Origin of the sequence: Subtercola sp. Z020, from assembly GCF_002931235.1 — a bacterium.
Classification (GTDB): domain Bacteria; phylum Actinomycetota; class Actinomycetes; order Actinomycetales; family Microbacteriaceae; genus Subtercola.
Window position 1 is genome coordinate 1 of record NZ_PSTT01000101.1, and the last position, 19,580, is coordinate 19,580.

Sequence of the window (19,580 nt, forward strand, 5' to 3'; positions counted from 1 at the left end):
CCTCCCTGCTGCTCCAAACGACGACGCCCTCGTCGCCGCCACCGCCCGCGCAGTCTTCGCCGCCCTCCCCGCCTCCTGACCCTCCGTGCACAAGTCGGAATGATGGTCCGCTTATTCCGACTTAGGTGGCGCAAGTCGGAATAAGATGGCTGTTATTCCGATTTGGAGGTGCGTCGTGGCAACGAACTGGCCTGTGCACGGAGTCGAGAGCGTCGCATGGCGCAACCGAAGCGGTCGCGGCAGCAGAAGCGATCGCACCCTCAGGGCAATCGACGCGAGCATCCCCCCGTTCATCGCCGATCTCACCTTCGCCGTCGACGCTGGCGCGCAGACCGCCCAGGATGAGGCCGTGAGCGCCCTGGCAACGCTGGAGGCGGACGCCGGACCGGGCACGCGTGCCGTGTCGACACTGCTGATCCGCACCGAGTCGATCGCCTCCTCGAAGATCGAGCACGTCGAGGCTTCGATGGAGGACTTCGCCCGCGCCCTGGCCGGAATCCGTTCCAACGCGAGTGCGACATCCATGGTGGCCGCCTCCCGGGCCTACACGAGCCTCATCGACGAAGCCGGTACGACGGGAGTCATCAGCCTCCCGTCGATACTGGATGCACACACAGCCCTGCTGTCAGACGACCCGACGGAGCACGGCTACGCCGGCCGGATTCGCGACATGCAGAACTGGATCGGCGGCAACGACTTCTCACCCATCGGCGCAGTGCACGTTCCACCCCACCCGGAGCGCGTTCCCGCCCTGTTCTCAGACCTGCTGGCCTTCGTCAACCGTGACGACATCGCCGTGCTCACCCAGGCAGCGATCGCGCATGCGCAGTTCGAGTCCATCCATCCCTTCACCGACGGGAACGGCCGCATCGGCCGCGCCCTGATCGGGGCCATCCTGCGCCGAAGGGGCTACACCCGAACTACCACGCCGCCGATTGCTTCCGCCCTGGCGGTCGATCAGGGTGCCTACTTCGGGCTCCTCGACCGGTATCGAGCAGGTGACCCGCTGCCGATCATCCAGACCCTGGCGAGAGCGACACGCATCTCGAGCGAGGAGGCCATCCGGAGCGTCGGCGAGATCAACCACCTGCCTGCAGAGTGGAGGAACGCGGTTCAGGCACGCTCGAACAGCGCCGTCACGCGACTGCTCGACCTCCTGATGGACCACCCCGTCATCAGCGCAGAACAGGCCGAAGACCTCACCGGCGCACCCACCTCCAGCGTCTACACCGCGCTCGACCGGCTCGAGGCAGCGGGCATCCTGCACCAGATCACCCAGCGCAGACGCAACCGCGTCTGGGCGGTGACCGCGGTGCTCGACGAGCTGGATGCCCTCAACGCGCGAATAGCGCGCCGCGCCCACGCCGAGCGCCCACTGCCTGGTCGGGAAGCTGGTCTGTCGGGAGTGTGACGTGACCCAAGCCAATTTGCCAACAGGCTGTTGGTAAATTGCGGAAGACCTCCAGAGGGCAGAATGGTGCCGAGAGAAGACAGCCCCGCCACCACACGAGGAGACCCCCATGTCCGTCGGACTGCTCGCCGTCGTCGATGACATTCTGACCGCCGCCCTGAAGGCGAGCGCCAAGACGGCGGGGGTCGTGATCGACGACGCAGCCGTGACGCCGCAGTATGTGCAGGGGCTGACGCCGGCCCGCGAGCTGCCGGTGGTCTGGCGGATCGCGCTCGGCAGCCTGTTCAACAAGTTCGTGGTCATCATTCCGCTGGCGCTGGTGCTGTCGGCGTTCGCCCCGTGGGTGCTCCCCTGGCTGCTGGTGCTCGGCGGCACCTACCTGTGCTTCGAGGGTGCTGAGAAGGTGATCGAGTGGTTCGGCGTGCACCACGAGACGACGAGCGAGGAGCCGCGCGATGAGCGCAAGCTGGTGTTCGGCGCCATCCGCACCGACCTCATCCTGAGCACGGAGATCATGCTGATCGCCCTGGCGAGCCTCGACCCGGATTTCGGCGTCTGGCTGACGCTCGGCGCGCTGCTCGTGATCGGGCTGGGCATGACCGTGCTCGTGTACGGGGCCGTGGCCCTGCTCGTGAAGATCGACGACATCGGTCTGCGGCTGATGCAGAGCCGCGCGGAGAGGACGCGGCGACTCGGCGATCGGATCGTGCGCTCGATGCCGACCGTGTTCCGCGTCATCAGCATCGTCGGCACGGTCGCCATGCTGTGGGTGGGTGGCCACCTCGTGATCGCGAACCTGGCCGAGACGTTCTGGCACGGCCCCTACGACCTGCTGCACGCCGTCACCCACGCCATCGAGGGGGCCGGCCCGGTGGTGGTGTGGCTCGGCGACACCGCGGTGTCTGCGGTGTTCGGCCTGGTGCTCGGCCTGATCGTGGTCGGTGTCGTTCTCGGTGTCTCCCGGATGCTCGGCAGGGGCCATGCCGCCGCCGCCCCGACCCCCGGGCACTAGACCCCCGGGCACTGGGCCCCCGGGCACTGGACCCCCCGAGAAACTGTTAGGTTTTCTGTTCGGCCCGGATGCCCGCCCGAGCCGCCGATTGGAGCATCCTGTGACCCACCCGACCTCGCGGCGCTCGTCGCCTGCCCGCACGATCGCCCGCCTGCTGCTCGGCGGAGCTCTCGTCTTCGCCGGAACCAGCCACCTCACCTTCGCCCGCGACGACTTTCGCGCCCAGGTGCCGGAGTTCGTTCCCCTGCCTGTCGACACCACCGTGCTCGCGTCGGGTGTCGCCGAGATCGCACTCGGTGCCGCCCTCGCCGTGGGCGGCAGGCACTCGAGAACGGTCGGAACGATCGCTGCGGCGTTCTTCGCGGCCGTGTTCCCCGGCAACATCGCACAACTCGTGCACCATCGCGATGCGTTCGGTCTCGACACCGACCGCAAGCGGGCTCTGCGCCTGATCGGGCAGCCGGCGCTCATCGCCTGGGCACTCTGGTCGACGCGTTCGCCGCGCTGACACAGCAACAGGGAGCCGACGCCACGACCGCGGGCTGACGCCGCCGACCGTGACGCCGCCGATTGGCCGACGCCGCCGACCGGGTGACGCCGCCGACCGGGATCAGCCCGCCTGCGACTCCTCGCCGGTTGCGGCCGAGAACAACCCGAGCCGGGTGGCGGCCTCGATGAGGCTCCGCCGGGGCACGACGCCCCAGTCGATGTCGTGGAAGTGCTCGCTGCACACCGGCACTTCTGCCGTACGGCCGCCCTGCGTGACGACCGCGACTTTCGTCGCCGGCTCGTAGCAGTGCGCGAGAGCGCAGCCCGGCTCAGCCACGGAACGCAACCGTGCTCGTCGCGAGCAGAATCGTGGACATCGAGGGCCCCTTCCCGGGGTGGATCGTCAGCACCAGCGGGTAGCCGGGTGCTATATCAGAAGACGTTTCGAGCCTAGGGGAAGTCCTCTGTTCGGGGGACCTCATTCGACAGAAGTCTACATCTCTGGTATTGGCGCAATGCTTCGCCCCCGTTTGTGGGACAGCCGACCCGCGGAACCGGTACGCTGACCCTCAGGGTGAGTTACGCCGTTCGGCGTACGCGGGCTTCGTCGGGGGTGGGCACCATGGTCGGAGAGATCCTGTTCGCAGCGGAGCTGACACGGAGGGCCCTGTTCACAGGCGCCGCCTCCGGCATCGCGGCGCCATCCCTGCTCGCCGACACGTCGCCGGCGCCGTCGGCGGCAACGGCGGCATCGCCGGCCGCAGACCTCGTCTACAACGTGCGGGACTTCGGTGCGGCGGGCGACGGAACGACGGATGATCTGCCGGCCATCACCGCCGCCATCGCGGCAGCGACCGCCGACGGCGGGGGCACCGTCTGGTTCCCGGTGGGCGTCTACTCCATCTCCGGGCCGATCGGAGACACCACCCGCGGCCTCACCAGCATCACCCTTGCCGGGGCCGGGTCGCAGATCGCCACCATCCGCGCCTCCACGAATGCGCCGATCCTCACCGGGCTCTGGTACTCGTGCACGGTGGTGAACCTCGTTCTCGACGCCAACCACCTCGGGTCGCCCTGTGTCTCTGTGCATCTCGACAAGACCCACCTCGAACGGCTGCTGCTTCTCAACTGGCAGGACTACGGCATCCTGGTCAACGACGGCACCTTCAGCGACGACGGCGGCCTGCTGAACAGCATCGACCGGTGCAACATCTACCAGAACAGCGGAACGGGCATCCACACGGGCTACCGTTTCTACGACTCGTGGATCATCAACAACAACATCGGCGCGACCTACGCCGACCTGTCGATCGAGGGTGGACCGGTGCGCATCCTCGGGAACCATCTCGACGGTTCGCCGACCTACAACATCGAGTTCCGGGGCAACAAGCGCATCGTGGTCGCCGACAACATTCTGGAGGGGTCGAGAAAGCAGTCGATCGTCTACACGATGCCGCCGTGGCTCGACTCCGACAAACCGCAGATCCAGATCGTCGGCAACACCTTCTCGAACGGCGGCAAGCTGGCTCAGAACGTGTACCCCGCCATCTCCATCGTCGGCCGTTCGAGCACCCAGCGCACCGAGGGCTTCTCGATCACCGGCAACACCTTCGCCTGCGACGACGCCGGCGCCGGCTGGACCTACGTGGTCGAAGCCCAGTTCGCCCGTGCCATCGCGGCCACGGGAAACCAGTGGCGGGAGGGGCACATGGCCACCCAGCCCTGCCGGTTCGTCACCTGCTCGAACACCGAGGTCATCGGGAACCATGCCGACAATGTGGTCAAGACGACCTGAGATGAGACACGCCATGCCCAAGAACACCGCGACAGAGGATGCGACCGCCGAGGAGGTGAGGCGCATCATCGCCCAGGGCGACCTGCACACCGTCTTCCAGCCCATCGTCGACCTCGAGACCCGTTCCACCGTCGCATTCGAGGCGCTCAGCCGCGGGCCGGTCGGGTCGGTGGCAGAGATGCCCGACACCCTCTTTGAGGTCGCGGCCCGGGTGGGACTGACCGGTGAGCTCGACCAGGCCTGCGTCGCGGCATCTCTCTCGGCCGCCCAGCGCGCCGGCATCGTCGAGCCGCTCTCGCTGTTCGTGAACGTCGAGGCCGAGGCCCTGAGCCTGTTCGCCGACCTGCTGCCGCTGAACCTCGTCGTGGTCGTCGAGATCACCGAGCGGGATCTGCTCGACGACCTCGGCATGCTGCTCCGCTCGGCGGCGCGACTGCGTTCCGCCGGCCTGAAGATCGCCATGGATGACGTCGGCAGCAACCCGGCGTCTCTCGCCCTGCTCCCTCTCCTGCAGCCCGACATCATCAAGCTCGACATGAGCCTGCTGCAGAAGCAGCCGAGCAGGCACACAGCCCGGGTGATGGATGCGGTCAGCACCTACCAGGAGGAGTTCGGCGCCGTCGTCATCGCCGAGGGCGTGGAGACCGAGCGTCACGTCGTTCAGGCGCGCGCGCTCGGCGCGACCCTCGGCCAGGGCTGGCTGTTCGGCAGGCCCAGCGCGCTGGTCGCGATCGAGGCGCCTCCCGGCGTGCAGGTGGGGCCTTCGACCGCTGCCGTTCAGGATGAGGCGACACCCTTCACCGTGGCCGAGCGGTCCCGGGCGCCGAAGTCTTCGTCGAAACCCCTGCTGATCCAGGCGAGCAAGTTCCTCGAAGAACGGGCTCTCGACGGCGACAGGTCGACGGTGGTGCTCTCGACCTTCCAACTCGACTCCAACTTCACCGACGCGATGCGCGCCAAGTACACGGCCCTCGCCCTGCACACGAGCCTTGTGGCCGTCTTCGTGCAGGAGGCCGCCAACGGCATGACTCTCACCACCGGCGTCGACCGGCTCGAGCTGAGATCGTTCCCGGTCGCCGACCCGCTCGAGTCCGAGTGGTCGGTCATCGTTCTGAGCGCGACCTACGCCGCGATGCTCACCGCCCGTGAACTGAGCGGTGCGGACAACGCGCGGAACTTCGAGTTCGTGCTCACCCACAACCGTGATCTGGTGACAAGGGGCGCGCTCTCCCTGGCGGTCCGGCTGTGAAGCTCTTCGTCGGCCAGCGCGTGCGCGCCATCCGGTCGTTGTCGCTGCAGCTGATCTTCGTTCCGGGGGCGGCTTTTCTCGCCGTGCTCGCCTCCACCGCCGACTTCAATCCGGGCTGGGCCCGCTACGTCACCTTCGTCGGCGTGGCGGCCGGGCTCGTGGTGGCCGCGATCGCCCGGTTCACCCGGCTGGCGAACAGCCGCTTCACCACCCGGGTGGTCGTGGCGACGATGGCCCTGACGACGCTGATCGGGCTGAGCATCCAGCCGTCGGCGATCGGGGTGCTCACCGCCTTCGTCTTCCTCGGTATCGCGGTCGGTTCGGCCGCGTTCCTGCGCCTGCGCACGGCGACGTTCGTGAGCGCGGGATGCACGCTGCTGGGGCTCATCGTGATTCTCTGCCGTTCCTCCATCCCCGTCGTCGCCGCCACCATCTTCCTCGCCCTCATGACGATCACGTCGATCGTGGTGATCGTGCTGCGCCAGTCCCTGCAGGCGGCGCGCGACGAGGCCATCGCGCTCTCGCTCACCGACTCGCTGACCGGCCTCGCGAACAGGCGCAGCATGGAGGCGAACATCCCGGTGATGATCGCGCTGGCCGAGCGCACCGGGCAGCACGTCGGCTGCCTCCTGCTCGACATCGACCTCTTCAAGGTCGTCAACGACACGCACGGCCACGAGACGGGCGACGAGGTTCTGAAGACGGTCGCCGGGGTGCTCCGGAACACGACCCGCGAGAGCGACGTCTGCGTGCGCATCGGGGGCGACGAGTTCTGCGTCTTCACGGTCGTCACGACGCGCGACGACCTGCAGCGGATCGCCGAGCGCGTGCGGGTCGCCATCGCCGGGCTGCCCTCGACACCCCACCTGACCGTGAGCGTCGGGGGCGCCGTCACGCAGCCCGAGATGGGCCGGATGCATGCAGCCGACGGCCTCGACGAGCTGCTGCGCCAGGCCGACAGCGCGCTCTACCTGGCCAAGGCGGGCGGCCGCAACCTGGTGAAGATCGGCTGAGCGGCTGAGCGGCTGAGCGGCTGAGCGTCAGAGACTCTGAGCGTCAGAGCGTCGGGATGACCCAGCCGTACTGGCGCGCCAGCACCGAGAGCAGGAAGAGCCCTGCCCAGAGCGCGGCGCAGACGAACAGCCGCACGTCTTTCAGCACGACCTCTTCGGGTGCGCTCGCCTCACCGCGCTCGATGTCGAACGCATAGAGCAGCAGGGCGACACCGAACGGCACGATCGAGGCGATCGACCCGATCGAGGTGCCACCGTTCAGATCGAACGCCCACATCGCGTAGGAGAGCATCGTGAGGGTGGCGGCGACGGTCCAGATGAAGCGCAGGTAGCCGAGCGAGTACGAATCGAGCGTCTTGCGGGTGTGCTCGGCCTCGTTGCCCACGCTGCCCGCCTTCTCGGAGTAGCGCTTGCCCGCGACCATGAACAGCGAGCCGGAGGAGATCACCAGCAAAAACCACTGGGTCACCGGCACACCCACGACCGCTGCCCCGGCGATGGCGCGCAGAACGAACCCGCTGGCGACGACCACGATGTCGATCACGGGCTGGTGCTTCAGCCACAGGCAGTACGAGACCTGGATGACGACGTATGTCAGCAGCACCGCCGCGAACAGCGGGTGCCCGAGGAGAAAGGCGACGATGCTCGGAACGATGAGCAGCGCGATGCTCGTCGGCCATGCAACCGCCGCGGGGAACTCCCCCGAGGGGATCGGCCGGAAGCGCTTCTTGGGGTGCACTCGGTCAGACTCGATGTCGAGCAGATCGTTCAGCATGTAGCCGCCCGATGACGTCAGGCTGAAGGCGACGATGGCGAAGACGAGCTCGAGCAGCACACCGGGCTCGAGCAGCACACCCGCGGCGAGCGGCGCCACGGCGAGCAGAACGTTCTTCATCCACTGTTTGGGTCGCATCGCCCGAAGGAACGCCGGAGCCCGCGATGGCGTAGCCTTCAGAACTGTCACTGACTTCCCCCAGTCGAGCCCCACACCCCCCACTTCTGGGGGCTTTCCTTCCTATACTAGAGCTATGACTTCCCCCGAGAGGGTCAACACTTCGTGAGAACAGGATTGCTCTATGTGCTGTTCGCAGCACTCTCCACAGCGACCAATCTCGGGGCCCAGTACCTGATGCAGCTGCTCTACACGGGGCCGTTCGCACTGTTCGCGAGTGTGGTGGTCGGCACCGGCGTCGGCGTCGTGACGAAGTACCTGCTCGACAAGCGCTTCATCTTCCGCTTCGAGGTGACGAGCATGAAGCACCAGGCCAGAACCCTCGGCCTCTACACCGTGATGAGCGTGGTCACGACCCTCATCTTCTGGGCGTTCGAGTTCGGGGCCCTCGCGGTCTTCGGCACCGATGCCGCCAAGTACACCGGCGCGGTCATCGGCCTCGCGCTCGGGTATGTGATCAAGTACTACCTCGACAAGAACATCACCTTCAGGGCCGACAGGGCCAGAACGGATGCACTGTGAACAGGGTCTCGTCGTGGGGGCGGCTGAGCGACGCCGAACACTCCGTGGTTGCGATCACGTCGGCCGCCGACGCTCCGGCCATCATCGCCTCGACCGCACCGGGGATCGCCCGGGGCATGGAGCGCAGCTACGGCGACGTGGCGCTGAACGCCGGCGGCACGCTGTGGGACATGCGGCCGCTGAACCGGTTTCTGGCCTTCGACGCCGAGTCGGGCATCCTGACCGTCGAACCCGGCGTGCTGCTCCGCGACATCCAGGCCACCTTCAGCCGTCAGGGCTGGATGCTCGCCGTGACGCCCGGCACCGAGATCGTGACCGTGGCCGGCGCCATCGCGAACGATGTGCACGGCAAGAACCACGCCACCCGCGGCACCTTCGCCGACCACGTGGTCTCGATCACCCTGGTGAGAACCGACGGTGAGGTCATCGTCTGCGGCCCCGACGACGAGCCGGAGGGTCGCGGCTGGTTCGAGGCCACCTGCGGCGGACTCGGCCTCACCGGCCTGATCGTTCAGGCCTCGATCCGGCTGAAGCGGGTGCCTGGCCCCTGGCTGCTCGCCGAAGACGTCGCCTACCAGAGCCTGCCCGAGTTCTTCGAGCTCTCCGACTCGTCGGAGCTGTCGTACGAACACGTCGTGTCGTGGATCGACATCACCACCGGCGGCGGCCGGCGCGGCATCCTGTCGCGGGCGAACCCCGCCGCCTCGCCGCACCGCGCGCCGCCCGCGGCGGGCACACCGCTCGGCGCGGCCGCGGGGGGCATCACCTTCCCCCTGGTTCCACCGGTGTCGCTGGTGAACACCCTCACCCTGCCGCTGCTGAACCGGGCGTACTACCGCCTGAAGCGCGCGGGCGTGGGCTCGAAGGTCGTGCACTACAAGCCGTTCTTCTACCCGCTCGACGCCATTCAGGAGTGGAACCGCGCGTACGGCCCGCGCGGCTTCTACCAGTACCAGTGCGTTCTGCCCCGGGAGAGCGGCCTCGAGAGCGTGCGGGAGATCCTCCGCCTCGTCGCCCGCTCGGGCCAGGGCTCGTTCCTCGGTGTGCTGAAGACGCTGGGCGACCGGGAGCCCCTCGGCATGCTGAGCTTCGCGCGGCCGGGCGTGAACCTGACGATCGACTTTCCCAACCTCGGCGCCTCCACCCTCGTGCTGATGGCCTCTCTCGACTCGGTGGTTGCCGAGCACGGCGGTCGACTGTACCTGGCCAAAGACGCTCGGATGCCCGCCTCCCTCTTCGAGGCCGGGTACCCCCGACTCGAAGAATTCACCGCATACCGCGATCCGGGTATCAGCTCGGAGCTGTCCCGCCGTCTGTTAGGAAGCTGAATGCCCGCCACCGCCTCGACCACCGCCTCGACCTGGCCCACCGACCTCGTCATCGTCGGCGCCACCTCGGCCATCGCGGAGAACTGCACGCGCCTGTGGCTGGAGGGCGGGGCATCCCGCGCCCTCCTGATCGGGCGCGACGAAGCCGGGCTCGACCGCATCGCGACCGACCTGCGGGTGCGTTTTCCCGCGGCGGCCATCAATACCTCTGTGACCGATCTGCTCGATGTGCCGTCGATCACCTCTGCCGTGCAGGGTTTCGCCGGGCCGGGCACCCCGGGTGCAGCTGCCGGCGCCGGCCTCACCGTGCTGATCGCGCACGGCTCGATGACCGACCAGGCCGAGTCGCAGGCCGACCTCGCCAAGGCGGCTTCGGTGCTGCAGGTGACCGGGGTCTCGCCGTCGCTCTGGATGGAGGCGTGCGCCGACACCATGACCGCCGGCACCATCGCCGTGCTCGGCTCGGTCGCCGGTGACCGGGGTCGCAGGAAGAACTACATCTACGGTGCCTCGAAGGGCCTCATCGAGCGGATGGCCGAGGGGCTGCAGCACCGCCTCGCCGCGTCGCCACTGAATGTCGTGCTGGTGAAGCCCGGGCCGACGGCCACGCCCATGACGGCGGGCATGCCGGCGAGCGGGCTCGCGCCCGTCTCCGCGGTCGCCGCCGACATCGTGAAGGGCGTGAACGCCGCCCGGCCCGTCGTGTACGCCCCGATCAAGTGGCAGGTCATCATGACGGTGGTGCGCCTCATCCCGCGCCCCGTCTTCAACCGACTCGACTTCTAGACGCGTCCGGGGCCGCAGGCCGCGCAGGGCCGCAGGCCGCGCAGGGCCGCAGGCCGCTCAGGCCGCGTTGCCCTCGAAGGCCGAGTCCTCGTAGTCCTCGGTGAGGCCGTGCGGGGTCTTCTCCCAGTGGTGCGGGCTGAACACGATCTGCCAGGCCGCGCGCCACGCCGAGATCGAGTGCAGGATCCAGTACGCCGGGTTCAACAGAGCGAACATCGCCACCCGCCAGTTGTAGCGCTTCCAGGCCGCCAGCCCCGAGACCACGATCATCAGGCCGTTGGAGAACAGCATGTTCGTCGTGCCCGCGACGATCAGCCACTCCGGCAGGTCGAGGCCGATGAACTGCACGCCGAGGTAGGTGAAGATGGTGAACCCCAGAACCAGCGGGTAGAGCAGGAAGGCCAGCGGGGTGCCGAGGATGAGCGCGAACAGCGACAGGGCACCGAGCGGCCCGTTCACGCGGAACCAGCGCACCGGGTGCCGCGTGTTCACCGCCGCCGTCATGATGTAGCCCTTGATCCACCGGGTGCGCTGTCGGATCCAGGCGCCGACCTCGGCGCAGGCCTCTTCACCGGTGGATGCCTCGACCACTCCGACCCGGTAGCCGTGCGCCGCAACGCGGAGCCCGAGGTCGGCGTCTTCTGTCACGTTGTACGGATCCCACGCACCCAGCTGCCGCAGCACCGCCGTGTCGAAGTGGTTCGACGTACCGCCGAGCGGAATCGGCAGGTGCGACTGGTCGAGCCCGGGCAGCATCGAGTCGAACCAGTGGGCGTACTCCACGGCGAAGAGCCGGGTCAGCACGTTGTAGTCCGCGTTGAAGTAGACGAGCGCGCCCTGCAGGCAGACGAGCTTCTTCTGGTTCGGGTCGACGTAGCGGCGCTCGAACTCGTCCTGCCGGAAGGCGGCGACCGTGTCGCGCAGCTGCGACGGATTCGGCCGGTCTTCGGCGTCGTAGATCACGACGAACTCGCCGCGGGCGAACGACAGGCCGTAGTTGCAGGCACGCGGCTTCGTCTGCGGGCCGCCGGGGGGAACGATGACCATGCGCACGTACTCGGGCGGGCGCATGGTGCGAACCGCCGCGATGGTCTCGTCGTCGTCGGCCTCCAGCAGCACCATGACCTCGAGCTTGGCCTTCGGGTAGTCGATCGCGCCGATGTTCACCAGCAGTTTGCTGATGATGTTGGCCTCTTTGTAGGCCGGGATCAGGATCGTGTAGACCGGCAGCTCGTTGTCGGGGATGCGCGCCGGCAACGGCCGGAGCCCGCGACGAACCCGCTCGAGCGACACCTCGGTCGCCCAGCGTTCCTTGTCCCGCACGTTGAACGGTGCGCGGAACCCGGCCACGGCCTTGAACGCGATGTTCATCAGGAAGATGAGGTTGGCGGCGGTGAGCACGAAGATGAGGGTGGCGGTCAGGTTCACGAAGCAGAACGCCACGATGATCGCCACGATCACCCCGGGAGTGACGATCTGCCAGCGACGGAGCCCCGCCTTGGCCGACTCGTCGGAACTCTCGGTGGCCAGGGCATCCGATGCACCGAAGAGCAAGCGGGTGCGGCACGCCGCCTCGACGGCCTGGTTCAGGTCCCAGTCGGTGGTGGTGCGCACGCGGATGCTGCGCACGCCCAGCATCTCCCGGGCCGCGTAGATCACTTCTTCGGTGGGCGGCACCGTGGTCGCGATGACGGCCCCGTTGCCCTCCCGCTTCCACGGCACCCAGCCGGCTTCGATGTACTGCTCCGGGTCTTCGGTCGCGAACAGGCCGGCCTGCGGCGGGTTCTCGACGAGGTCGACCAGCGGCGCGTCCCACTGCACGGCGAGGGCCTCGTACATCTCGCGGCGGGTCACAGCGCCAGAGAGGATCAGCTGCCGGCCGAGCAGGCCGCCCTCCCGTGCCTGGCGCGCCAGGGCATCCTGCAGCTCGTCGTCGCTGACGAGCCCTTCGTCGACGAGGATGTCGCCGATGCGGCGGGAGGCGTTCTCGGTGTCGGTCACGACCAGATCCGTTCGTAGATGCGGTAGTCGCCCTCTTCGAACACCACGCGGTACGCGGTCTGGAACGAGGGCTGCTTCTTGACGGCGTCGTAGACGAGGTCGGCCACGCCGGTCTCGCTGAGCTCCGGTGCGTCTGCCGTCGAGACGAACACCCACTTCGCGTGCGTGGCGGGGCTGGCGATCGCCTCGTCGAAGAGCTCGCCGGTCGACCGGTTGTAGTAGTCGACGAGCGGGATGCCGATCTGCGGCAGCAGCGCGCTGCCGGCGGCCGATTCATCCATCAGCACCTGCCCGCCGTCGTAGTGGTCGCGCAGAAAGGCTGCGGCATCCGTCGCGCCGCTCGCGCTCTTCAGCTGCACATACCCGTCGGCTTCGGCGATGACAGAGGAACGTTCGGGGTCGGTCACCCACCAGGCGCTCTGCAGCACCAGCGCCAGGCCGACCAGCGCGAGAAGCCCCCGCCCGATCGTCGGCACCCGCGACAGGCTGTCGACGAACGCCGCGGCGAGCACGGCGAGCCACGGGATGACCGCCAGCGCGTACCGCGAATTCCACCAGTTCTCGGGCAGCGAGTGGTCGTTGTTCATGTGCGTCTGCCCGAGGTACAGGCTGAGCAGTGAGAAGCCGTAGGCGACGCCCATCACCCAGACGAGCAACGCGGTGTTCGAGAGCCCCCAGCGCCACGCGACGACGACCGCCCCGGCGATGCCGAGAACGACGGTGAGAAGGCCCGCCGTCTCGAGAACCGACCAGTTGTAGGTCCAGAGGGTCAGTCCGGCGTTGTGCGTGTAGGCGAGCAGGCCGGCATCGGCGGTCGCCTTCTGGAGGTTGGAGGCGGAGTACTGACCGTTCAGGAACTCGAGCGGGTTGTTGTAGACGGCGGAGTTGTAGGCCAACCACCAGGCGATGGCCAGGGCGGGCAGCGCGGCGAACGCGAACGACATCTTGACGGCGTACCGCCATTCCTTCTTGCGCCGCCAACTCGCGATCAGTACCACCAGCGTTCCGCCGACCACGAGCACCCAGCCCTCGTACCGCGAGAGGGTCGCGCCGGCGGCGGGCAGCCCGGTGAACACCATCATCTCGCCGGCACTCAGGTTGCGTTTGGACGTGACCCAGTGCGCGAGCCCGGCGAAACACCCCATCATGCAGAGGATCAGCACCGGCTCGGTGAGCGCGGTCGTGTAGATGTACAGGATGCTCGGGTTCGCGATGATCAGCAGCACCCCCGCGATGCGCCCGGAGCGGCCCAGACCGATGCGCGCAGCGACACGGTACACACCGCACGCCGTTCCCATCAGGCAGACCAGGCCCAGCAGGCCTGCGGCGAGGCCGGTGTGCCAGAGCCAGAGGTTCTGCACGAACGGCACGAGAATGAGGCTCGGAACCGGCAGCCATACGGTACCGAGCTGGGTGAACCCCGGCGCCTTGCTGTCGAACAGGCGCCTCGAGATGGTGAGGTGGCTCTGCGAGTCGGCGTAGGCGATGTTCAGGCCGGTCGACGTGGTCACGATCACGGCCACGATGCCGACGACGAGGGCCGCGACCGCCACCACCATCGTTCCCGGCACGCGCCGGCCGACGGTCGGGGCGCCGAGCGAGACCCAGCGCGCGAGGCACCACTCAGCGAAGCGGGAGGGCGCCGGGCGCGGCGGGGCAGCCGGTTCGGCGGTCAGCACGCTCACGTCGGGCCCGCCCGTCAGTCTGCGGTCGTGCCCGAGGCGGGCGGCTGGGTCGGCCCCTGGCCGTTCGACGTGCGGTCACGCTCGGCCTCGAGCTGGGCATCCACATACGCCGCCAGCTTCTTGCGCCGGCGTCGACGGGTGGCCTCGCCGATCGCCGCGGCCAGAATGAGCACGATGATGACGATCACGGCCCAGAGCGCGTAGCTGTTGTAGTCGCTCGTCACCGCGGTCTGCGGCACGATGGCATTGCTCGAGAGCGCAACGGGGTCGGTCAGCGACGACTGGGCGACGAGCACGTCGCCGGTCAGGCCGAACCATGCGCCCGGGTTCGTCAGCGTGTAGTGCGCGGCCTGCACCTGCAGCGGGTCGGTGGCGCTCTGGTCGTCGGGCGACCAGCCGCCGAGCAGCAGGATGTCGCGGCCGTTCGTGTCGAACGACTCGAAGGCGGCGTACGGAAGCGTGGTTCCGACCCCGAACGTGACGGCCTTCGAGTCGATCGCGGTGAACGCGTCGAGGCGGAGGGGCGCCTTCAGCGCGTCGGAGTCGTCGGAGGTGGCGCCGACGACCAGGCCCGACTGGGTCGAACCCCGGAACTCCTCGAGCGAGGGCACGGTGACGGCGAGCTGCACGGTCGAGTTGCGCTGCAGAGACGCGACGATGTCGCCCGCCGAAGCGACGGCCGCCTGGTCGCCGAGACTCGTGCCGAAGGCGACCGGCAGGGTCTGGCCGAGGGCCTGCGGAAAGCGCTGGAAGCCGGCATCGAGGCTCTGGCCCCGCGTGCCGGTGACCGTCGACGCGCCGTTGTCGACGAAGAGCTCGACGGGGATGCGGTTCGACGCCGGCACGCAGTCGCCGGTCGCGGCCTGGGTGCTGAGCGAGACCTTCAGCGCGTTGGCGGCCGTCAGGCGGGTCGACGCGACGGGCAGGGTGAGGTCGAACGCACTCGTGCCGCCGAGCACCTCGGAACCGATCAGGTAGTCGTTCCAGTAGACGTTCATGGTGGCGACGATCGAGTCGGGAACGGCGGAGTGCATGCCGACGATGTGCACGCTCGCATCACCGATCGGGCCGCCGAACGCGCTCTGGCTGACATTCACAACGGCGTCGGGCTGGCCGGCTGCGGCGAGCGCGATCTGGGCGCCGGCGCCGAGGTCGCGGAACGTCGGAGAGAGGGTCGCCGTGTCGCCGTTCGACGACGTGCCGGTCTGGCTGAGGCCGGTGGTACTGGATGCGCCCGCGAGGGCGAGATAGTCGCTGGCGAGAGCGGCACCGGCGGCCGGGAGCGCGGCTTCGGGGCCCGAGATCGTCAGCACGGGCACGCCCGCTGCATCGGTCGAGAGTGCGGTCGTGACCGGAGCGTCGGCGGCGGTCGCGTCGGCGGGGGCGAACGTCACGACGCGGCCCTGGGCGGCATCCACAGCCACAGCGTGTGCAGCATCGGAGACCGTCGTCAGGCTCAGTTCGACGGGCGCGGGGTAGGCGTGCGCCAGGGCACCGACCGCTGCGAGGCCGGCCTGCCGCACGGAGTTCGACGCGGCATCCGGAATCGTCACAGACACCGCGGCGAGCGCCGGGGAGAAGAAGTCGGCGAGGGTCGTCGGCGCCGTGGCCTGGCCCTCCGTGCTGACGGCGGTCTCGCTGAGCGACACGCTCGCCGTTGCGGGCGGCAGGCAGACCGCGGCGGCGTCGGGGGTGCTCGCCGCCGCAGGCTGGTACGTGTAGCCGATCGAGACCTGCCCGTTGACGACGTCGTCGCCGGTGAGCGGGATGCTGATGGCCGCCGGCGCCGTGGGGTCGACGCTCTGGCGCACCTCGCCGCGCACGGTCACGAGCACGACGCCGGTCGAGCCGGGGGCCGCCGGCACCAGCGGGGTCAGCGTCGCGGTCGCGGTCGTCGGGGAGAGGCCGACGGGCACCTGCACGTTCACGAACACCGGCACGCCGTCGTCGGCGATCTCATCGACGGCGGGGGCGGCCAGGGAGCCGGGTACGTCGACGGCCTGCACTGTGGCGCTGCGGGCGCCGGCGGTCGCCGTGGCGGCGATCGCGGTGGCGGCGGTCGCCGTGGCGGCACCGGCCAGCGGCGCGGCCACCAGCAGCGCACTGACGCCCGTCGCAGCGAGAACCCGAAGAGCGGAGCGAGAGAAGGCGCTCATTGACCATCCGTAAAAAAGGGGCACCCGAAGCGCCAGGCTGACACGATTTTGCACCCAAACGAGGGATTGTGCAGAGTCGAGCGCGGGTAGTAGGCACCCCCACGCCTCAGGGAAATCCTAGGCTATAAAGGCGTCTTCTTCGTGCAGTCTCACCGCGTCGACACTACGGCTCTCCCCGAGCGCGCGCAGGTAGCTCGCGCTCAACAGATCGCCGCCGACGAGCAGCCCCGACGCGGCCAGCAGCACACCCGGTCGTCGATGATTCGCCGCGGCGACCGCCAGCGACCCCACCGTATTGCCGAGCGCACCCAGCAGCACGAGCCGGCGCGCGACCCGCGGGTTACGGACGACCCGTGGCGCAGCCGCCACGGCGAGAGCGACTCCCCCCGCTGCAACGAGAGCGATTGCGTCGAACCCCGTGCACGCGTGTGCCGCCCGGTGCGATCGCAGCGCGATGCCGACCAGCAGGGAGACCCCCGCCAGATCGAGCACCAGGCTCCGGCGGAAGGCCGCCGCGTCGGGGGGTCGTCTGGCGCCGTGCACTCCTCCATGATGCCCACTCCCGCTGCCGTCCGCAGCCGACGAACAGGTGTCGAACGATGCGGCACGCAGCCCACCACCGACTCATCCGATGAATCGAGTCGAGGGAGGCGGTCGCAGCACTCTTGCCTCGGTCGACGCGCCGCTCTAGAGTGTGATCAAACGATTGCGCACTCTGAAGGCAGGCCCCGTGACATCCGATGACTCCGATCTGCCTCTGGCAGGCATCCTCGTTCTCGACTTCAGCCAGTTCCTCGCCGGGCCCGTGGCCGCGATGCGTCTCGCCGACCTCGGCGCGCGCGTGATCAAGATCGAGCGGCCGGGCGTCGGCGACATCGGCCGCGGCCTCGCCTTCGCGGGGCGCGTGGCCGACGGCGACACCATCTCCTTCCACGCGATGAACCGCAACAAAGAGGGAATGACCGCCGACCTGAAGAACGACGACGACCTCGCCAAGGTGAAGCTGCTCGTCGCGCAGGCGGACGTGATCATCCAGAACTTCCGGCCGGGCGTGATGGAGCGCATCGGCCTCGACTACGACTCCGTCCGGGAGATCAACCCGCGCATCGTGTACGGCTCCGCGAGCGGCTACGGCGACACCGGCCCGTGGAAGGATCGCCCCGGCCAGGATCTGCTCGCGCAGTCGATCGCCGGCATCCCGTGGCTGCAGGGCTCGCGCGACGACCCGCCCGTGCCGGTCGGCCTCTCGATCGCCGACCACCTCACCTCGTGCCACCTCGCCGAGGGCGTCACGGCGCTGCTCGTACGGCGGTTCCGCACCGGGCGCGGCGGCCTCGTGCAGACCAGCCTGCTCGAAGCGATGCTCGACCTGCAGTTCGAACTGCTGAGCACCCACCTGAACGACAGCTCGGTCACCGTGAAACGCAACGGCCCGAACTCGGCGCACGCGTTCCTGCCCGCACCCTACGGAGTGTTCCCGACCAGCGACGGCTACCTCTCCCTCGCCATGAACCCGGTCCCCAAGATCGGCCACCTGCTCGGCCTCGAGGCACTCGAAGCGTTTGTCGACCCCGACACGTGGTGGAGCCACCAGGACCAGATCGAAGCCCTGCTCTCGGCGCACCTCGCCCTCGAGACCACCGAGCACTGGCTCGCCCTGCTCGATGCAGGCGACGTCTGGTGCGCCCCGGTGCTCACGCTCGAACAGCTGGTCGACCACGCGGGCTTCCGGGCGATCGAGATGACACAGGATGTGGTGCGGGCCGAGGCCCACACCGGTTCGGGCGAACGCCTGACACTGACAACGACCCGCAGCCCGATCCGCATCGACGGTCGTGTGCTGCGGAGCGATGTGCCGGCCCCGAAGCTCGGGCAGCACGATGCGTCGCTCGCGGCTGAGTTCCTCGCGGCCGGTTCAGGTGCGGCGGCGAGCGTCGGCGCGAAGGCGGGCGGCGCAGGCGTGGCCGACGCGGGCACGGCGGTGGGCGTGGGCGGCGCGGGGTCGCCCTCGTGAGCGTGCACCTCCGCGGCATGACGTGGGACCACCCGCGCGGCCTCGACTCCGTCGTGGCCGCCTCGGCCGAATACGAACGCCAGCACCCCGGCGTGAGCATCGAGTGGAGTGTTCGCTCGCTGCAGGCGTTCGCCGATCATCCGATCGCCGACCTCGCCCGGGACCACGACCTGCTCGTGATCGACCACCCGCACATCCCGCTCGCCGCCCGCGACGGCCTGTTCGCCGCGCTCGACGGCCAGGGCCATGACGCCGAACTCGACGCCCTGGCGAACGCATCGCTCGGAGCCTCCCACGCCACCTACCGGCACGACGGGCACCAGTACGGCCTGGCAACCGACGCGGCGGCGCAGGTCGCGGTGTACCGCCCCGACCTGCTGCCGACGGAAGATGTGCCGACCACCTGGGAGGGCGTGTTCGCCCTCGCCCACGACGGCCGCGTGCTCTGGGCCCACAAACCCATCGACGCGTTCTCGAGCCTCATCACGATCGCGGCCAACCACGGCGCAGAGGCGATGCGGCAGCCCGGCGTCTTTCTCACGCCCGAGCAGGCCGCGCCCGCGCTCGACATCATGCACCGCCTAACCGAGCTGGTGCCCGCCGACAACGCCGGGTTCAACCCGATCCAGGTCGCAGAGGGCCTGGTCGGGGGCGACGACCGCCACGTCTACTCACCGCTCGCCTTCGGGTACACGAACTACTCCCGCGCAGGGTTCCGCCCGCACCGGCTCGCCTACACCGACATGCCCGCGGGGCCGCTCGGTCACGCCGGTTCGCTGCTCGGCGGGGCCGGCATCGCGGTCTCGGCGTTCAGCCCGCACCGCCAGGAGGCGACCGACTTCGCCTTCTGGCTCGACTCCCCCGAGGTGCAGAAGGGCGTCTACTTCGACGGGGGCGGCCAGCCCGGGCATCCGGAAGCCTGGAACGACGACCGCACGAACGCTTTGACGCTCGACTTCTTCCGCAACACGCGGGCCACTCTCGACGGTGCGTACGTGCGCCCCCGGTTCGCCGGATTCATCGAGCTGCAAGACGAAGGGTCGCCGCTCGTGACGGCCGCCCTGCTGGGTGAGCTGAGCGACGCCGAGCTGCTGCGCCGGCTCGACGCCCTCACCGCGCGGCTGCTGGTGGCTCCGGATGCCGCGGCCCCCCGCCGCGCCCCCGCCC

17 protein-coding genes are annotated in these 19,580 nt (G+C 69.0%); 11 read left to right on the top strand and 6 right to left on the bottom strand.

What is annotated here, in order from left to right:
* Positions 1-175 precede the first annotated feature (175 nt).
* From C5B96_RS13190 to C5B96_RS13200, 3 genes are all read left to right on the top strand, one after another.
* Positions 176-1,411 carry a Fic family protein gene (locus C5B96_RS13190; protein ID WP_104245826.1) on the top strand — a complete coding sequence of 412 codons (1,236 nt, stop codon included), beginning with the start codon at positions 176-178 and terminating at the stop codon, positions 1,409-1,411.
* A 109-nt stretch (positions 1,412-1,520) separates the two neighbouring features.
* Complete coding sequence (locus C5B96_RS13195; RefSeq protein ID WP_104245827.1) at positions 1,521-2,423, top strand: DUF808 domain-containing protein; 903 nt, start codon at positions 1,521-1,523, stop codon at positions 2,421-2,423.
* Between the two features lie 100 nt (positions 2,424-2,523).
* The gene (locus tag C5B96_RS13200; RefSeq protein ID WP_233189196.1) at positions 2,524-2,931 is read left to right on the top strand and encodes a MauE/DoxX family redox-associated membrane protein; all 408 of its coding nucleotides are present in this window, start codon (positions 2,524-2,526) and stop codon (positions 2,929-2,931) included.
* 102 nt (positions 2,932-3,033) lie between these two features.
* On the opposite strand, the gene C5B96_RS13205 is transcribed toward C5B96_RS13200, so the two are convergent.
* The gene (locus C5B96_RS13205; RefSeq protein WP_104245829.1) at positions 3,034-3,249 is read right to left on the bottom strand and encodes a hypothetical protein; all 216 of its coding nucleotides are present in this window, start codon (positions 3,247-3,249) and stop codon (positions 3,034-3,036) included.
* 237 nt (positions 3,250-3,486) lie between these two features.
* Here C5B96_RS13205 and C5B96_RS13210 point away from each other — a divergent pair, with 237 nt between their 5' ends.
* Genes C5B96_RS13210 through C5B96_RS13220 form a run of 3 tightly spaced genes read left to right on the top strand, consistent with a single transcriptional unit; the run spans position 3,487 to position 6,969 of the window.
* On the top strand, positions 3,487-4,707 hold the full coding sequence (locus C5B96_RS13210; protein ID WP_146078180.1) for a right-handed parallel beta-helix repeat-containing protein: 1,221 nt from the start codon (positions 3,487-3,489) through the stop codon (positions 4,705-4,707).
* 13 nt (positions 4,708-4,720) lie between these two features.
* Positions 4,721-5,956 (top strand): EAL domain-containing protein, encoded by a 1,236-nt coding sequence (locus C5B96_RS13215; protein ID WP_158507188.1) that lies wholly within the window; start codon positions 4,721-4,723, stop codon positions 5,954-5,956.
* Complete coding sequence (locus tag C5B96_RS13220; RefSeq protein ID WP_104245832.1) at positions 5,953-6,969, top strand: diguanylate cyclase; 1,017 nt, start codon at positions 5,953-5,955, stop codon at positions 6,967-6,969. Before C5B96_RS13215 ends, C5B96_RS13220 begins: the two co-directional genes overlap by 4 nt.
* 43 nt (positions 6,970-7,012) lie before the next feature.
* On the opposite strand, the gene C5B96_RS13225 is transcribed toward C5B96_RS13220, so the two are convergent.
* Positions 7,013-7,966 carry a decaprenyl-phosphate phosphoribosyltransferase gene (locus C5B96_RS13225; protein ID WP_369826484.1) on the bottom strand — a complete coding sequence of 318 codons (954 nt, stop codon included), beginning with the start codon at positions 7,964-7,966 and terminating at the stop codon, positions 7,013-7,015.
* Positions 7,967-8,026: 60 nt separating this feature from the next.
* Here C5B96_RS13225 and C5B96_RS13230 point away from each other — a divergent pair, with 60 nt between their 5' ends.
* From C5B96_RS13230 to C5B96_RS13240, 3 genes are read left to right on the top strand one after another with little or no spacing between them, the layout of a single operon-like run.
* Complete coding sequence (locus tag C5B96_RS13230) at positions 8,027-8,443, top strand: GtrA family protein (RefSeq protein ID WP_104245834.1); 417 nt, start codon at positions 8,027-8,029, stop codon at positions 8,441-8,443.
* Positions 8,440-9,771, top strand: coding sequence for an FAD-binding oxidoreductase (locus C5B96_RS13235; RefSeq protein ID WP_104245835.1), 1,332 nt, complete (start codon positions 8,440-8,442; stop codon positions 9,769-9,771). The genes C5B96_RS13230 and C5B96_RS13235 overlap by 4 nt, the downstream gene beginning before the upstream one ends.
* Positions 9,772-10,557, top strand: coding sequence for an SDR family NAD(P)-dependent oxidoreductase (locus C5B96_RS13240; RefSeq protein WP_104245836.1), 786 nt, complete (start codon positions 9,772-9,774; stop codon positions 10,555-10,557). It abuts the gene before it with no gap.
* Positions 10,558-10,614: 57 nt separating this feature from the next.
* Here the strand turns inward: C5B96_RS13240 and C5B96_RS13245 are convergent, their stop codons facing one another.
* The 4 genes from C5B96_RS13245 to C5B96_RS13260 all read right to left on the bottom strand — a co-directional run bounded on the left by C5B96_RS13245 (position 10,615) and on the right by C5B96_RS13260 (position 16,942).
* Positions 10,615-12,558 carry a glycosyltransferase gene (locus tag C5B96_RS13245; protein WP_104245837.1) on the bottom strand — a complete coding sequence of 648 codons (1,944 nt, stop codon included), beginning with the start codon at positions 12,556-12,558 and terminating at the stop codon, positions 10,615-10,617.
* Entirely contained in the window at positions 12,555-14,243 is a 1,689-nt protein-coding gene (locus C5B96_RS13250; protein WP_104245838.1) for a hypothetical protein, read from the bottom strand. The genes C5B96_RS13245 and C5B96_RS13250 overlap by 4 nt, the downstream gene beginning before the upstream one ends.
* Positions 14,244-14,257: 14 nt before the next feature.
* Positions 14,258-16,399 carry a hypothetical protein gene (locus tag C5B96_RS13255; RefSeq protein ID WP_104245839.1) on the bottom strand — a complete coding sequence of 714 codons (2,142 nt, stop codon included), beginning with the start codon at positions 16,397-16,399 and terminating at the stop codon, positions 14,258-14,260.
* Positions 16,400-16,516: 117 nt separating this feature from the next.
* Entirely contained in the window at positions 16,517-16,942 is a 426-nt protein-coding gene (locus C5B96_RS13260; RefSeq protein ID WP_146078181.1) for a hypothetical protein, read from the bottom strand.
* 187 nt (positions 16,943-17,129) lie between these two features.
* Here C5B96_RS13260 and C5B96_RS13265 point away from each other — a divergent pair, with 187 nt between their 5' ends.
* Complete coding sequence (locus C5B96_RS13265; protein WP_104245841.1) at positions 17,130-18,413, top strand: CaiB/BaiF CoA-transferase family protein; 1,284 nt, start codon at positions 17,130-17,132, stop codon at positions 18,411-18,413.
* Positions 18,410-19,580, top strand: a 1,171-nt coding sequence (locus tag C5B96_RS13270; protein ID WP_233189198.1) for an ABC transporter substrate-binding protein, incomplete at its 3' end; no start/stop codon positions are given. The genes C5B96_RS13265 and C5B96_RS13270, both read left to right, overlap by 4 nt.

Excerpts from the sequence above, each read along its gene's own strand:
- C5B96_RS13240 (WP_104245836.1), top strand. The coding sequence starts at position 9,772 with ATGCCCGCCACCGCCTCGACCACCGCCTCGACCTGGCCCACCGACCTC.
- C5B96_RS13215 (WP_158507188.1), top strand. The coding sequence starts at position 4,721 with ATGCCCAAGAACACCGCGACAGAGGATGCGACCGCCGAGGAGGTGAGG.
- C5B96_RS13195 (WP_104245827.1), top strand. The coding sequence starts at position 1,521 with ATGTCCGTCGGACTGCTCGCCGTCGTCGATGACATTCTGACCGCCGCC.
- C5B96_RS13255 (WP_104245839.1), bottom strand. The coding sequence starts at position 16,399 with ATGAGCGCCTTCTCTCGCTCCGCTCTTCGGGTTCTCGCTGCGACGGGC.